12 protein-coding genes and 2 tRNA genes are annotated in these 14482 nt (G+C 64.2%); 8 read left to right on the forward strand and 6 right to left on the reverse strand.

Annotated elements, in window-relative coordinates; translation table 11 throughout:
- Positions 1-10: 10 nt before the first annotated feature.
- From paoC to paoA, 3 genes are read right to left on the reverse strand one after another with little or no spacing between them, the layout of a single operon-like run.
- Positions 11-2227: an aldehyde oxidoreductase molybdenum-binding subunit PaoC gene (gene paoC / locus ACWNC0_RS20880; protein WP_449474372.1), complete on the reverse strand. Its 2217-nt coding sequence runs from the start codon at positions 2225-2227 to the stop codon at positions 11-13.
- Positions 2224-3180 (reverse strand): FAD binding domain-containing protein, encoded by a 957-nt coding sequence (locus ACWNC0_RS20885; protein ID WP_449474373.1) that lies wholly within the window; start codon positions 3178-3180, stop codon positions 2224-2226. The genes paoC and ACWNC0_RS20885 overlap by 4 nt, the downstream gene beginning before the upstream one ends.
- Positions 3177-3812 carry an aldehyde dehydrogenase iron-sulfur subunit PaoA gene (gene paoA / locus ACWNC0_RS20890; RefSeq protein WP_449474374.1) on the reverse strand — a complete coding sequence of 212 codons (636 nt, stop codon included), beginning with the start codon at positions 3810-3812 and terminating at the stop codon, positions 3177-3179. Before paoA ends, ACWNC0_RS20885 begins: the two co-directional genes overlap by 4 nt.
- Before the next feature lie 248 nt (positions 3813-4060).
- On the opposite strand from paoA, the gene ACWNC0_RS20895 reads away from it, so the two are divergent.
- The 8 genes from ACWNC0_RS20895 (at position 4061) to ACWNC0_RS20930 (ending at position 13115) form a co-directional block, all read left to right on the forward strand.
- A tRNA-Gly gene (locus ACWNC0_RS20895) sits at positions 4061-4135 on the forward strand.
- Positions 4136-4705: 570 nt separating this feature from the next.
- Positions 4706-4795: a K(+)-transporting ATPase subunit F gene (gene kdpF, locus ACWNC0_RS20900; RefSeq protein ID WP_449474375.1), complete on the forward strand. Its 90-nt coding sequence runs from the start codon at positions 4706-4708 to the stop codon at positions 4793-4795.
- Between the two features lie 15 nt (positions 4796-4810).
- Positions 4811-6514, forward strand: a complete 1704-nt coding sequence (kdpA, locus tag ACWNC0_RS20905) for a potassium-transporting ATPase subunit KdpA (RefSeq protein ID WP_449474376.1) — start codon at positions 4811-4813, stop codon at positions 6512-6514.
- A 14-nt stretch (positions 6515-6528) separates the two neighbouring features.
- A complete protein-coding gene (gene kdpB, locus ACWNC0_RS20910; protein WP_449474377.1) occupies positions 6529-8559 on the forward strand; it encodes a potassium-transporting ATPase subunit KdpB in 2031 nt (676 codons plus the stop codon).
- An 11-nt stretch (positions 8560-8570) separates the two neighbouring features.
- Positions 8571-9161: a potassium-transporting ATPase subunit KdpC gene (gene kdpC, locus ACWNC0_RS20915; RefSeq protein WP_449474690.1), complete on the forward strand. Its 591-nt coding sequence runs from the start codon at positions 8571-8573 to the stop codon at positions 9159-9161.
- Positions 9158-11824: a DUF4118 domain-containing protein gene (locus ACWNC0_RS20920; RefSeq protein WP_449474378.1), complete on the forward strand. Its 2667-nt coding sequence runs from the start codon at positions 9158-9160 to the stop codon at positions 11822-11824. Before kdpC ends, ACWNC0_RS20920 begins: the two co-directional genes overlap by 4 nt.
- Complete coding sequence (locus ACWNC0_RS20925) at positions 11821-12507, forward strand: response regulator (RefSeq protein WP_449474379.1); 687 nt, start codon at positions 11821-11823, stop codon at positions 12505-12507. The genes ACWNC0_RS20920 and ACWNC0_RS20925 overlap by 4 nt, the downstream gene beginning before the upstream one ends.
- A gap of 218 nt (positions 12508-12725) precedes the next feature.
- The gene (locus ACWNC0_RS20930; RefSeq protein WP_449474380.1) at positions 12726-13115 is read left to right on the forward strand and encodes a hypothetical protein; all 390 of its coding nucleotides are present in this window, start codon (positions 12726-12728) and stop codon (positions 13113-13115) included.
- 45 nt (positions 13116-13160) lie between these two features.
- Here the strand turns inward: ACWNC0_RS20930 and ACWNC0_RS20935 are convergent.
- The 3 genes from ACWNC0_RS20935 to ACWNC0_RS20945 form a co-directional block, all read right to left on the reverse strand.
- Positions 13161-13236: transfer RNA gene (locus ACWNC0_RS20935), tRNA-Phe, on the reverse strand.
- Between the two features lie 51 nt (positions 13237-13287).
- Positions 13288-13482 carry a DNA gyrase inhibitor YacG gene (locus tag ACWNC0_RS20940; protein WP_449474381.1) on the reverse strand — a complete coding sequence of 65 codons (195 nt, stop codon included), beginning with the start codon at positions 13480-13482 and terminating at the stop codon, positions 13288-13290.
- Positions 13472-14461, reverse strand: a complete 990-nt coding sequence (locus ACWNC0_RS20945; RefSeq protein ID WP_449474382.1) for a ribonuclease — start codon at positions 14459-14461, stop codon at positions 13472-13474. The genes ACWNC0_RS20940 and ACWNC0_RS20945 overlap by 11 nt, the downstream gene beginning before the upstream one ends.
- Positions 14462-14482: the final 21 nt, after the last annotated feature.

The following is a 14482-nucleotide window of genomic DNA, read 5'->3' on the forward strand; positions in this document are numbered from 1 at the left end:
GCGTGCGGCGTCAGGCCAGCGCCGACCCTTCCCGCCCGGCCAGCAGCTTGTCGATGGTGAGCGGATAGTCGCGCAGGCGGATTCCCGTGGCGTTATAGATGGCATTGGCAACCGCTGCGCCAGCACCGCAGATGCCGAGTTCGCCCACGCCCTTGGCCTTCATCGGAGAGGATTTGTCGTCCAGTTCATCAAGGAAAAGTACATCCTGTTCGGGGATGTCGGCATGCACGGGGACCACATATTCCGCCATGTCATGATTGACGAAGAAGCCAAATCGCGTGTCGACATGCAGCTCCTCCATCAATGCCGCGCCAACACCCATCGTCATGGCGCCGATGACCTGGCTGCGGGCCGATTTTGGATTGAGGATGCGGCCCGCCGCGAACGCCCCGCCCATTCGCCTGACCCGTACTTCGGCCGTGTCGATGTCTACCCCGACTTCGCAGAAATGCGCTCCGAAGGTCGCCTGCGCATAGTCTTTGGTCAATTTGCCGAAGGTGATCCGATCCTCCGCCCACAGGCCGCCCTCTTCCGCGAGACTGCCGATGGGCTGCGACTGATTGCCAAATCGCACCAGCCCGTCTTCGAAAATGACGTCGTCCGCCGGGAAGCCAGCCTTGGCGGCCAGCTTGGCTCGCAAAGCAACGCAGGCAGCATAAAGTCCTGCGGTTGCGCTGTTCGCGCCGAACTGGCCGCCCGATCCAGCCGATATGGGGAAGCGACTGTCGCCCAGACGCACCGTAACCGCTTCGATCGGCACGCCCAGCATTTCCGCCGCCGTCTGGGCGAGGATGGTGTAGCTGCCGGTGCCGATGTCCGTCATGTCGGTTTCCACAATGACATGGCCGCGCCGGTCCACGCCGACCCGTGCGCCGGAGGGCGCGACGAGATTGTTGCGGAAAGCGGCGGCCATGCCCATGCCGATCAGCCAGCGGCCGTCCCGTATCTGGCCGGGCTGCGGATGACGCTTCTCCCATCCGAACCGCTCCGCGCCCTGACGCAGGCATTCGACGAACTTGCGGCTGGAAAAGGGGCGCTGCGGTCCTGCTTCCGGATCATATTGCACATCATTACGGATGCGCAGCTCGACCGGGTCAATGTCGCAGGCTTCGGCCAGTTCGTCCATGGCGACTTCCAGCGCCAGCAGGCCGACGGCTTCGCCTGGCGCGCGCATCGCATTGGCTTCGGGCAGGTCCAATACCGCCAGCCGGTGCGCGGTCAGCCGATTGGCACCCCGATAAAGCAGGCGCGTCTGTTGCGCCGCGACCTCCGGACCACCGCCGGGCAAGTCGCCGGACCAGACTTCATGGGCGATCGCGTCGATGACGCCATCCTTGTCCGCACCGATGCGAATACGCTGAATGGTCGCGGCGCGGTGGGTGGTGTTGTTGGGCACCTGCGGCCGGGCGAGGGCCACCTTGACCGGCCGACCCGCCATCCGTGCGCCCAGAGCCGCCAGCAATGCGTCGGCGCGCAGGAACAGCTTCGCGCCAAAGCCACCGCCGATATAGGGGGAGACGACCCGGACGTTTTCCTTCGGAATCTTCAGCGTGGCCGCCATGTCCTCGACGGTCCAGGCGACCATCTGGTTGGATGTCCACAAGGTCAGCTGATCGCCATTCCATGCAGCCGTGGTCGCATGGGGTTCCATCATCGCATGGCTTTGGTCGGGCGTCGTGTAGCTCCGGTCGATCTTTACCGCCGCGCTGGCGAAACCCGCGTCGAAATCCCCCGCGCGCGTGTCGGCCGGGCCGCCAAACCCCTCTTCCGGCACGATGGCATTCCCGCGTTCGGTAGCGAGATCGTAACGCCCTTTTTTCGGGCTGTAATCGATGCGCAGCAGCCTGGCGGCGTCGCGGGCATTTTCGAACGTATCGGCGACGATCAAAGCCACTGCCTGATCATAATGTTCGATCACGGGTCCGCCCAGCAGATGAGCGGTATTCCTCCCGCCCTTTGCCAGCGGCCCGGCATTTTGATGCGTGACGATAGCCAGAACGCCGGGTGCCGCTTGAGCGGCGCGCAGGTCCATGGCCTCAATCTTGCCCTTTGCGATTGCCGATCCGACAATCCAGCCATAGGCGGCATGGGGCGCGGCATCGTGCCGTTCATAGGCGTAGGGCGCGGTGCCGGTAACCTTTGCCGCCCCGTCGATGCGATCATGCGCAATCCCGACCACGCGGCCGCGATCGATGGGATTTGTCGTGGCTGGCTTGTCGAACTTCATGGCCGCGCCTCCTTCTGGCGGAAGAGGGATGCCAGCGTCCTGGCGGTCAGTTGCTGCTTGAACGCGTTCTGATCGGTGGGCCGTGCGCCTGCCAACGCGGCTTCAGCGACCGCAGCCGGACCAGCCTTAGCCGCCGCATCAGCCGCCGCGACGCGCCATGGCTTGGGCGCGATACCGCCAAAAGCGAAGCGGGCGCCTCCATCCCCGTCGAACACTGCCGCCACGGAAACAAGGGCAAAGGCATAGGAATGGCGATCCCGCACCTTGCGATAGACATGGGTGCCGCCAATCGGCCGGGGCAGGGTTACGGACGTTATGAGTTCGCCCGGTTGCAGCGCATGTTCGACATGCGGCGTATCCCCCGGCAGCAGGTGAAAATCCGCTATGGGAATGGAGCGGCGCGTCCCGTCCGGGGCCACCGTATCCACCGTCGCATCCAGCACGCGCATCGCCACGGCCATGTCGGAAGGATGCTGCGCGATGCAGGCGTCGCTGGTGCCGATGATCGCCAGACTGCGGCTGATCCCCTTCAATGCTCCACATCCGCTGCCCGGTTTCCTTTTGTTGCAGGGCATGCGTATGTCGTAAAAATAGGGGCAGCGGGTGCGCTGGAGCAGGTTTCCGGCAGTCGTTGCCTTGTTGCGCAATTGGCCCGATGCGCCCGCAAGCAGCGCACGGCTGAGCACTGCATAGTCGCGCCGAACCATTTTGTCCGCCGCAAGTGCCGTGTTGCGGACCATCGCCCCGATCCGTAAGCCGCCCTCGGCCGTCCGCTCGATCCGATCGAGGCCGAGATGATTGACGTCGATCAGATGCGAGGGTGTTTCGATCTGCAGCTTCATGAGGTCGAGCAAATTGGTGCCGCCTGCGATGAAGCGCGTCCCTTTCGTATCCGCAGCGGCTTTCACGGCATCTTCGACGCTGGCGGCTCGGCTGTAGGTGAATGGCCTCATGCCTTTTCCTCCCCGGCGACATCACGAACGGCGGCGATGATGTTGGGATAGGCGGCGCATCGGCAGATATTGCCGCTCATCCGCTCGCGCAATTCCGCGTCCGACGGAACCACCTGCTCCAGATCATCGGTCACGTGGCTGGGAATACCCGCCTTGATCTCGCCCAGCACGGCGACGGCGGAACAGATTTGTCCGGGCGTGCAGTAACCGCATTGATATCCGTCATGCGTGATGAAGGCCCGCTGCATCGGATGGAGCTTTTCCGGCGTGCCGAGCCCCTCGATCGTCGTGACTGTTTCGCCTTCATGCATGACGGCCAGCGTGAGGCAGCTGTTGATCCGCTGACCCTCGACAATCACCGTGCAGGCGCCGCACTGACCATGGTCGCAGCCCTTCTTGGTGCCGGTGAGGTGCAGATGCTCACGCAGGGCGTCCAGCAATGTCGTGCGCGGATCGAGTTGCAGATGCACCTGACGGCCGTTCACGGTCAGCTCCACGGTAGTCATGTGTCTTCCCTCGTTAAATTCGGGCACGCGCATCGCCCCGGTTTTCGCGTCCGCCACGGCCGGAACCGCCATCGCCGCGCCCCCGCCTTGCAACACGGCACGACGAGTCAGATCATCTGGCGCCATATCGTCCTTCCTCCTGCCGTAGCCAATACGAAGCATATTCCCGGATGATCCGCCACGGTCAGAAAAGATGCGGCACCGCCCAGATAGGGCGAGCACCTTCCACAGCCAAGCGCAGTCCTTCTGCCCCCGCCCAAAAGTCCGCCAGCGGGATAAATTTGGGCCGGGGCCAAATTCTCCCTTGCCGACCTCCCCAACCGCTGCTAGTTGCCCGCCTCACCCGCCGAGAGGGACTTCCTCCGGCCGCCAGAGCGGGCGTAGCTCAGGGGTAGAGCACAACCTTGCCAAGGTTGGGGTCGAGGGTTCGAATCCCTTCGCCCGCTCCAGATTTTCGAAGATTTTAGCAGCGTCTTTCGCAGTAATGCTCGGAGTTCGGATGTCCCGGGATTGCCGTCAAGGATATCCGTGCGCCGAATGTGAAAGAAGCCAGCCGCAGATTCCTCCGCGAGGCGCTCCCTTCGGTATTCAGCCTTATGCCTTCCCGCCCGGCGGGGTTTTCTCCAAGTGCAAGGTTTTGACTGGCGAAGAACGCCGCCCCGGGACCTGCGCTGATCGCTTGCTTGGCCCGGTAAGCGCCTCCCGTCCCTGTGAGAACAGGACGCTACCCTATGCAAATACTATGAAGATCGCCACTTCTCGATCTCGATAAGAAATGGCGGCCCATCATATCTGCAACCCCTCACGAATCGCCGCCGACCGGGTGGCGCGTATTTGGGGAAGATCGGACATGACCAGAACCGCAGCATTTGAGTGCCTGCCCCGCCGTTCGGCCGCGCCAGCGCCGGGGGAAGGAGCGTGATGATGCAGGACCTGCTCTGGATTGGCGCACTGGCCGGGCTGCTGGCGGCAACGCTGGCTTATGTCCGCCTGTGCGATCAGGCGTGAGGGGGGCGGGGATGACGCTTGACCTCACTCTCGCGGCGATCACGGCGATCGGCCTTCTTCTGTATCTGGTGGCGGTGCTCATTCGCCCCGAACGCTTCTGACGAGGAGCCCGGACCATGACTATCCAGGGCTGGATCCTGATATTCGCTTTCGTGGGCATATTGCTGGCGCTGACCAAGCCGATGGGCCTCTGGCTGTTCGCGCTCTATGAAGGCCGCCGGACGCCCCTTCATGCCGTGCTCGGGCCGATCGAAACCGGCTTCTACAAGCTGTCCGGCATCAATCCCGACGAGGAGCAGAGCTGGCGCCGTTATGCGGCGCATATGCTGCTGTTCAACTTCGCGGGATTGATCTTCACCTATGCCGTATTGCAGTTGCAGGGGGTGCTGCCACTCAACGGCCTTGGCTACGCAGGGATTGGCGCCGATGGCGCGTTCAACACCGCGATCAGCTTTGCCACCAACACCAATTGGCAATGGTATTCGGGCGAGGCGGCCATGTCCAACCTTTCCCAGATGCTGGGGCTGACGCTGCACAATTTCCTGTCAGCGGCGACCGGCATCGCGCTTGCCTTCGCCTTTTTCCGCGGGTTCGCCCGGCGCGAGGCAGCAAGCATCGGCAATTTCTGGGCGGACGTGACCCGCGTCATCCTCTACCTACTGCTGCCGATCAGTCTGGTTTACGGCGTTTACTTGGTCGCTTCGGGCGTGCCGCAAACCATGGCCGCTTCGGTCAATGTGACCACGCTGGAAGGCGCAAAGCAGGTTATCGCGCTTGGCCCGGTTGCCTCCCAGGAAGCGATCAAGATGCTGGGCACGAATGGCGGCGGCTTTTTCAATGCGAATTCGGCGCACCCGTTCGAAAATCCGACCGCGCTCACCAACCTGATCCAGATGCTGTCCATATTCGTGATCGGCTTCGGTCTTACCTGGTGCTTCGGCAAGGCCGTTGGCAACACCCGGCAGGGCTGGGCGATATTGTCGGCCATGACGTTTTTGTTCCTCCTGGGCGTGGCCGTCACTTACTGGCAGGAGGCGGCGGGCAATCCCGTTCTTCACAATCTTGGTGTTGCCGGTGGCAATATGGAGGGCAAGGAAGTCCGGTTCGGCATCGCCGCCTCCGCCCTTTTCTCGGTCGTCACCACGGCGGCGAGCTGCGGCGCGGTCAACGCCATGCATGACAGTTTCACCGCGCTGGGCGGCATGATCCCCTTGTTCAACATACAGCTGGGGGAAGTCGTCATCGGCGGCGTCGGCGCGGGCATATACGGGTTCCTGCTGTTCGCCATCCTCGCCGTGTTCGTCGCGGGGCTGATGGTCGGCAGGACACCGGAATATGTCGGCAAGAAGATCGAGGCGCGGGAGGTGAAGCTGGCGGTGCTCGCCATCGCCATCCTGCCGCTCTGCATCCTCGGCCTGACGGCGGTCAGCGCGGTGTTGCCTGCCGGACTAGCCGGGCCGCTCAACAAGGGACCGCACGGATTTAGCGAAATCCTCTACGCCTATACTTCGGCCACCGGCAATAACGGGTCCGCCTTTGCCGGGCTGACGGCGGGCACGCCCTTTTACAACGCGCTGTTGGGCGTGGCGATGTGGCTGGGGCGCTTCTTCGTCATCGTGCCCATGTTGGCAATCGCGGGCAGCCTCGCCGCGAAGAGGCATACGCCCGAGAGCGCCGGGTCTTTTCCCACGACCGGCGGCCTTTGGGTCGGGCTGCTCGTCGGGATCATCCTGATCGTGGGCGGTCTCACTTTCCTGCCGAGCCTCGCGCTTGGTCCCATCGCCGATCATCTCGCCATGATCCGCGGGCAACTTTTCTAAAAGGGGGGCGCCCAATGGCTCGCGCAACCAGCAAATCCCTGTTCACCGCCGAGTTGATCGCACCCGCGATCCGCGACGCCTTTTTCAAGCTTCATCCCAGGCAACTGATCCGCAACCCGGTGATGTTCGTGACGGCAAGCGTCGCCTCGCTGCTGACGATCCTGCTCGTCATCGGCACCGATACGCTGGGCGTTGGTTTCAAGCTTCAACTCGTCATATGGCTGTGGCTGACGGTGTTGTTCGGCACCTTTGCCGAGGCGCTGGCCGAAGGGCGCGGCAAGGCGCAGGCCGCGTCTCTCCGCGCCACCAAGGCGGAGCTGGTCGCTCGGCGCGAGAAGAACGGCCGGGTCGAGGAAATCCCCGCCAGCCAGTTGCGCGCAGGCGACATCGTGCTGGTCACCACCGGAGACCTGATCCCCGCAGATGGCGAAGTGGTCGAGGGCGTCGCTTCCGTCAATGAATCCGCCATCACGGGGGAATCCGCGCCAGTGATCCGCGAGGCAGGCGGCGATCGCTCTGCCGTGACGGCGGGCACCCGCGTCATTTCCGACGAGATCAGGGTCAGGGTGACCGTCGATCCGGGGCAGGGCTTTCTCGACCGGATGATCGCCCTGGTCGAGGGCGCAGAGCGGCAGAAGACGCCGAACGAGATTGCGCTCACCATCCTGCTTGTCGGCCTTACCATCATATTCCTGATCGCGGTCGGCACCGTTCCGGGCTTTGCCAGTTATGCCGGTGGGGCGATCCCCGTCGCCATTCTCGCGGCGCTGCTCATCACGCTCATTCCCACCACCATCGCCGCCCTGCTGTCGGCCATCGGTATTGCGGGCATGGACCGGCTGGTGCGCTTCAATGTGCTGGCCAAGTCGGGCCGGGCGGTGGAGGCGGCGGGGGACATCGACGTGCTGCTGCTCGACAAGACCGGGACGATCACCATCGGCGACCGGCAGGCGTCCGAATTCCGGACGGTGGGCGGCGCCCAACCGGGCCAGTTGGCTGAAGCCGCCCTGCTCGCCAGCCTGGCCGACGAAACGCCGGAGGGACGCTCCATCGTAGTGCTGGCGCGCGAGAAATTCGGCGTCGGGACAGCGTCCCTGCCCTGGGATGCGGAGGTTATCTCCTTCACCGCCCAGACACGCATCTCCGGCGTCAGGGTGGGCGGAACGTTGATCCAGAAAGGAGCGGTGGACTCGATCCTGAAGGCCAATCCCGGTCTGGACGAGACCGCCGCAGCGACCGAACTGCGGCGCATCACCGACGAGATCGCCCGGGCGGGCATGACCCCGCTGGCGGTCGCGCAGGACGGTCGGCTGCTGGGCGCCATCGCGCTCAAGGACATCGTCAAGGCGGGCATCCGGGAGCGGTTCGCGGAGCTTCGCCGCATGGGCATCCGCACCGTTATGATCACGGGCGACAATCCGCTGACCGCCGCCGCCATCGCGGCCGAGGCGGGCGTGGACGACTTCCTCGCGCAGGCGACGCCAGAGGACAAGCTGGACCTCATCCGCAGGGAGCAGCAAGGCGGCAAGCTGGTGGCGATGTGCGGCGACGGCACCAACGACGCGCCCGCGCTGGCACAGGCCGATGTCGGCGTTGCGATGAACACCGGCACGCAGGCCGCGCGCGAGGCGGGCAATATGGTGGACCTGGACAGCGATCCGACCAAGCTGATCGAGGTGGTGGGTCTGGGCAAGCAGATGCTGATGACGCGCGGGGCGCTCACCACCTTCTCGGTCGCCAATGACGTCGCCAAATATTTCGCGATCATCCCGGCGATGTTCGTCGCGCTCTATCCGGGGCTCGGCGTCCTGAACGTCATGGGCCTATCCACGCCGCAAAGCGCGATCCTGTCCGCCATCATCTTCAACGCGCTCATCATTCCGCTGCTCGTGCCGCTGGCGCTGAAAGGCGTGACGTATCGGCCCATGGGTGCCGGTCCGCTGCTGGCGCGCAACCTTGCGATCTACGGCCTTGGCGGGCTGGTGGCGCCGTTCATCGGCATCAAGATCATCGACATGATCGTCGGCGGCCTCGACCTCGCGTAAAGGAACATATGATGGGCAAGGACATCCTTTCTTCGCTGCGTCCGGCGATCGTCATGACGATCCTGTTCGCCATTCTGCTCGGGATCGCCTATCCTCTCGCCATGACGGGTATTGGACAAGCGATCTTCCCCCGCGCCGCCAATGGCAGCCTGATTCGCGACGACAGGGGTCAGGTGATAGGATCGACGCTGATCGGACAAGCCTTCACCGCCGACCGCTATTTCCAGACGCGTCCTTCGGCGGCGGGCAAGGGCTATGATGGCCTGGCCTCCGCTGGTTCCAACCTTGGCCCGACTTCCAAAGCACTGGCGGATCGGGTGAAGGCCGATGTGGAAAAGCGGCGCGCCGAGGGTGTTGCCGGACCGGTTCCGGCCGATCTTGTTACGACCAGCGGCTCCGGCCTAGATCCCGACCTGTCGCCTGCTTCCGCCATGGCGCAGGTGTCCCGTGTCGCCCGCGTTCGCGCGCTTGACGAACGGCTGGTGCGCGATCTCGTCAGCCGCCATGTCGAACGCCCATTGCTGGGCTTTGTGGGCGAGGCGCGCGTAAATGTGCTGGCGCTGAACCGGCAGCTTGACCAGCTTGGCGGCAGCGCGCGTTGAACGAACGGGATCGGCCTACCCCGGAAGCCTTTCTGCGCGCCGCCGCGCAGGAGGGTCGAGGCGGGCTGAAGATATTTCTGGGCGCGGCGCCCGGCGTCGGCAAGACCTATGAAATGCTGGTGCAGGGCGCGGCTCGGCAGAAGGCGGGCGTCGATGTCGTCGTCGGTGTTGTCGAGACGCATGGCCGTGTCGAAACGCAGGCGCTGACGCAGGCGCTGGAGATTCTCCCGCGCCGATCCATCGACTATCAGGGCCATGTCCTGACCGAGATGGACATCGACGGCCTGCTGGAGCGCCGACCGGCGCTGGCGCTCGTAGATGAACTGGCCCACACCAATGCGCCGGAAAGCCGTCATCCCAAGCGGTGGCAGGATGTCGAGGAACTGCTTGACGCCGGGATCGACGTCTATTCGACACTCAACATCCAGCATGTGGAGAGCCTGAACGACGTCGTTGCCTCCTTCACCCGCGTGCGCGTGCGCGAAACTGTGCCCGACGGCATCCTCGAACAGGCAGAGATTGAGGTCGTCGATATTCCGCCCGCCGAACTGATCGAGCGGCTGAAAGAGGGGAAGGTCTATCTCCCGCAGGAGGCGACCCGCGCCCTTGCCCATTTCTTTTCCAAGACCAATCTGTCGGCGCTCCGCGAACTGGCGCTGCGCCGGGCCGCACAGGCTGTCGATACGCAGATGCTCGAGGATCTTCGGGCTCAGGCGCTCGGCGGTACATGGGCAGGCAGCGAGCGCATATTGGTTGCCGTCAGCGAACTGCCCGGCGCCGAGACGTTGGTGCGCGCCGCCAAGCGCATATCCGACGCCGCCCGCGCGCCTTGGAGCGCGGTCCATATCGAAACGCCCCGGGCGCAATATTTCGGCGAAGCGGAAATGCGCCGGATTGCCTCTGCGCTCAACCTGGCATCCAGTCTGGGCGCGACGGTCGCCACGGTGCCCGCCTCCACGGTATTCGAGGGCCTGAAAAGCTACGCCGACGAGGCGCGCGCGACCCAGCTGGTTGTCGGCAAATCCATCCGATCGCGCTGGTTCGAGTTCCGGCACGGCTCGATCGTCGATCGGTTGGTGCGGGAAACGCCGGGCGTGGCGGTCCACGTCCTGCCGCTGGATGAAAGCGCCCCGGCCAGCCCTGCGCGCGCACGCCCATTGAACCATTGGGGCAAGCCTGCGGGATATCTCTGGACCGCGCTGCTGGTCGCTGGCGTGACAGCCCTTGGATCGGCCCTTTTCCACATCCTCAACCTGGGTAATGTCGGCCTGCTCTATCTGCTGCCGGTCATGGTCGCCGCCAGCCTGTTCGGCCTGCGCACCGGGCTGTTTGCCGGGATCGTGTCCAGCCTTGCCTATAATTTCTTCTTCCTGCCACCCACCGGCACGCTGACGATCAGCAATCCGGAAAATGTCATTTCCATCTTCGTCCTGCTGGGCGTGGCGATCGTGACCAGCCAGTTGACCTCGCGCGTTCGATCGCAGGCGGACCTCGCCGCTTCCAGCGCGCGGACCAACGCCGCGCTCGCTGGCTATCTGCGGCAACTGACGGCGCTCGGCGACCGGGAGGAAGTGGGGAGGACCGCCTGCCAGGAAATCGGGCGCCTGCTCAAACTCCGCGTGCTGATCCTGGAACGGCATCGAACGGGCTTGGTCGTCCAGGCCGCAAGTGAACCGGGCATCAATGTGGAAACGATGGAACTGGCCGCCGCGCAGTGGGTGCTGGACACCGGCCAACCCGCCGGGCGTGGCACGGGCAGCCTTGCGGCATCGGACTGGCAGTTTCAGCCGCTGCGCGCGGGAGAGCATATTCTGGCGGTCATGGGCCTTGCGCGCGACGACGGCAGCGATCCTATCCGTTCGGACCAGCTTCCGCTGCTCACCAGCCTGCTGGACCAGACTTCGCTCGCGCTCGAACGGCTGCGCCTGGAAAGCGAGATGCGCGATGTCGACAAGGTGCGCGAGCGCGACCGGCTCCGCGCCGCGCTGCTATCCTCCGTCAGCCATGACCTGCGCACACCGCTGACGGCGATCCTGGGCGCGGCGGCCGAGTTGCGCCAGCGCAACAGCGATCCCCTGCTCGACACGATCGAGAGCGAGGCCGTGCGGCTCAATCGCTTCGTGGCGAACCTGCTCGACATGGCGCGGGTAGAGGCGGGAGCGCTGCGCCTGCATATCGAGCCGGTGGACCTGACCGACGCCGTGGGCGGGGCCGTCCATGACACGCGCCGATCGCTGGAGGGGCATCCGATCCAACTTGACGTCCCCCCTGACCTGCCGCTCGTCAATGTCGATGCCCAGCTTTTTCACCATTGCCTGCTCAACCTGCTCGACAATGCCGGGCGCTATGGCGACCCCGGCACGCCGATCGCGATCCGCGCAGAACTTTCCGGCAGCGAACTCATCCTGTCGGTGCTGGACGAGGGGCCAGGACTTCCCACCGGACAGGAGAAGGAGGTATTCGAGACGTTCAAGCGGCTGGAGGGGTCCGATCGGTCGGTCAGCGGCACTGGTCTTGGCCTCGCCATCGTGAAGGGTTTCGCCGAGGCGATGGGCATGAATGTGGATGCGGGCAATCGGCCAGATGGCAAAGGCGCCCGGTTCAGCCTGCATTTCCCTGAATCCCTCCTCACCCGCGCTACGGAGCAGGACCAGCATATATGAGCAGCCAGCGGATTCTCGTCGTAGACGATGAGGTGCATATCCGGCGTCTGTTGCACGGTACGTTGACGCGGGCGGGCTATGACGTCGCCGAAGCGGTGAACGCGGCACAAGCGCTGGACGAAGCCCGGCGGACTAAACCCGATGCCATCCTCCTCGACCTGGGCTTGCCCGACCGCGACGGGTTGGAGATTGTCCAGTTGCTCAAGGCGGCGGTAGCCGCGCCCATCATCGTCGTGTCTGCCCGCGAAGCGACCGAGCAAAAAGTCGCCGCACTCGATCTGGGCGCGCATGACTATGTCACCAAGCCCTTCGATAGCGAGGAAGTGCTGGCCCGCCTTCGTGCCGCGCTGCGCGAGCGCGTCGCGGCGCAAGGGGCCGCGCCCGTGGTTCAGTCCGGCCTCGTGGAAATCGACCTCGCCAATCGGCGCATCATGCGTGACGGCGAGGAAGTGCATCTGACCCGCAAGGAGTTTGAGGTCCTCACCCAGTTGGCAATGCACCCCGGCCGCGTCGTAACGCATCAGCGAATTCTGGCAGCCGCCTGGCCGCACGATCATGATCGCCGGATCGACTATCTGCGAATCGTCGTGCGCAATTTGAGGCAGAAGCTGGAAAAGGACCCCGCGCGCCCGTCCATGATCGTCAATGAACTTGGCATCGGCTATCGACTGATGGCGGATTAGAGCGCGCTGCGTTAAATCGGACGCAAGGCGCGCGTTCTAGTTACTGTTGTCGCATCGTTTTTGCGCAAAACCGGTTCCCACTTTTGCGCACGATGCTCTAGGCCCGCCCCGCCTCCGCCCTGCAAATGCTATGATAATACTATGGCGATCGGAGATCCGGCCGCTCGAAAGCATATGCGCCCATCCGTAAGTCTCATGCCGCCACGATGGAGGGCGACATGCAGGCCAGGAAAACAAGCTTACAACAGGATATGGGCCTGCGACTGGCCGGAATTTCCCTGATTGGCGCGAGCTGGTTCGGCGTCAGGCTTCTGTCCCGGATGGTGAATCTTCCGCCGGAACATGAGGCGACCATGGCAGAAATGGGTGTGGCGGCGGCGAGCTTCCTCGGCGCAACGAGCGGGGTCGCATTGTCGGTGATCGGGGCGCATATCTTCGACCCCGTTCCACTATCGGCTCTCTGGGTCAGCGCTCCGGATCATGATGTAAAGAATGAGCAGTCGCGCGCGGCGCTATTCCCGTCCCGCTCGACGCGGAGACGTACCGATGGCGTCATCTCATCCAAAACTACTTCTGCAAACTCACAGAGTTCACACGCGTCACCATAATTCCGGGCAATTCGCGAGAATAAATCTTTATTTTCAGTGAGTTAGTGGTGCCCGGGGACGGAGTCGAACCGCCGACACTGCGATTTTCAGTCGCATGCTCTACCAACTGAGCTACCCGGGCACGAGCGCCGGGGAGGACCACCGGCGGCGTTGAGAGGCGTGCCTATAGGCATCAATCCGGGGGGTTGTCCACCCCATCATCGTCGCTTTTTTTCATCTCGTCGGCGGCGAGGGTTCCGGGGACGCGATAGCCTTCGCCCAGCCATTGCAGCAGGTCACGGTCACGGCAGGCCTTTCCGCAGAAGGGCCGCGTGTCGGGATGCGCTGGCTGGCCGCAGATCGGGCAGGAGGAGGATTTAGGCGACATGGGCCGCCGATATGGCAAGGGCCGGGTCCGCCTTCAAGCTGACGGCGCCGCCGCGTCGGCGGGCGAGCTGCTCCAACCAGTCGGTCGCCTTGTAAAGGCGGTCGATGATGGAGGGCGCAGCGGTGATCGTCACCGGCCCGCCATTGCCTTCCCTTTCGGCACGGCGGAGCAAGGCGAGAGCCGCCGTTTCGGTCGGATCAGCCCGCAACAACTCCATGAGATTCATCCGCTCGCGGCGGCGGATGACCTGGACGAAGCCGAAGCCGTTGACCGCCGTACGCTCAAAAGGAAGCGGCAGATATTTGTCGATCTGCGCGGAGGCGACGGCGCGCTCATCCTTGTTGTTCATGGTGGGCAGATCGACGCCGATCGATCCGGTCAGCCCCATGCGACGGATCGCTTGCGCCGCCAGTTTCGCGCCCTTGGGGCCGAGCTTCGCGGGCGGCAGCGATCCGTCTACGTCGATCAGGATCATCGCGGGCGTCGGGAAGATGCGGAGCGCCGCTTCCTCCGAGCCGATTTCACCAGACATCGCCTCTTCCATGAGTTCGCTCCAGCCATGGGCTTCGAAGCGATCCTCGCCATGGGCCGGGCATGGGGTGATGGGGAGGCCCGTGGCGCGCAGGCGCTGGAGGAGGCTGGGAGCCGGATGCACCTTGGAGCCCGGCTGGGCGATGCGGGCCTTGGCCAGCTTGGGGCGGCCTTCCTCCGGGATGGCTTCGCGCAGGATTTCGAGGAGAACGGTCGCACCCTCTGCGGTTTTTGGCGGGATTGGTTCGACCAGCACTTCCTCGCCCGAGATCAGGCGGGCGATGCCGCGCTTCTTGGGGATGATGGTCCGGACGAGCTTGCCCTGCATGACCGCACCGGCGCGGGCGCCATCTCCCTCACGCTCGATCTGTGCCTCGACCAAACGGCCCTTTTCGATCAGCGCGGCGCGGGCCTCGCCAATCCCTTCTTCATAGAGCCATTCGGCCATAATATATTCCTGTTGGTCGGG

Source organism: Sphingobium chungangianum, assembly GCF_977014255.1.

What these genes read in the sequence shown, in the direction of transcription:
- ACWNC0_RS20945 (WP_449474382.1), bottom strand. Translation starts at nt 14,461, where the DNA reads ATGGCCGAATGGCTCTATGAAGAAGGGATTGGCGAGGCCCGCGCCGCG.
- ACWNC0_RS20930 (WP_449474380.1), top strand. Translation starts at nt 12,726, where the DNA reads ATGCAGGCCAGGAAAACAAGCTTACAACAGGATATGGGCCTGCGACTG.
- ACWNC0_RS20925 (WP_449474379.1), top strand. Translation starts at nt 11,821, where the DNA reads ATGAGCAGCCAGCGGATTCTCGTCGTAGACGATGAGGTGCATATCCGG.
- kdpF (WP_449474375.1), top strand. Translation starts at nt 4,706, where the DNA reads ATGACGCTTGACCTCACTCTCGCGGCGATCACGGCGATCGGCCTTCTT.
- paoC (WP_449474372.1), bottom strand. Translation starts at nt 2,227, where the DNA reads ATGAAGTTCGACAAGCCAGCCACGACAAATCCCATCGATCGCGGCCGC.
- paoA (WP_449474374.1), bottom strand. Translation starts at nt 3,812, where the DNA reads ATGGCGCCAGATGATCTGACTCGTCGTGCCGTGTTGCAAGGCGGGGGC.
- ACWNC0_RS20885 (WP_449474373.1), bottom strand. Translation starts at nt 3,180, where the DNA reads ATGAGGCCATTCACCTACAGCCGAGCCGCCAGCGTCGAAGATGCCGTG.
- kdpB (WP_449474377.1), top strand. Translation starts at nt 6,529, where the DNA reads ATGGCTCGCGCAACCAGCAAATCCCTGTTCACCGCCGAGTTGATCGCA.
- ACWNC0_RS20940 (WP_449474381.1), bottom strand. Translation starts at nt 13,482, where the DNA reads ATGTCGCCTAAATCCTCCTCCTGCCCGATCTGCGGCCAGCCAGCGCAT.
- kdpC (WP_449474690.1), top strand. Translation starts at nt 8,571, where the DNA reads ATGGGCAAGGACATCCTTTCTTCGCTGCGTCCGGCGATCGTCATGACG.
- kdpA (WP_449474376.1), top strand. Translation starts at nt 4,811, where the DNA reads ATGACTATCCAGGGCTGGATCCTGATATTCGCTTTCGTGGGCATATTG.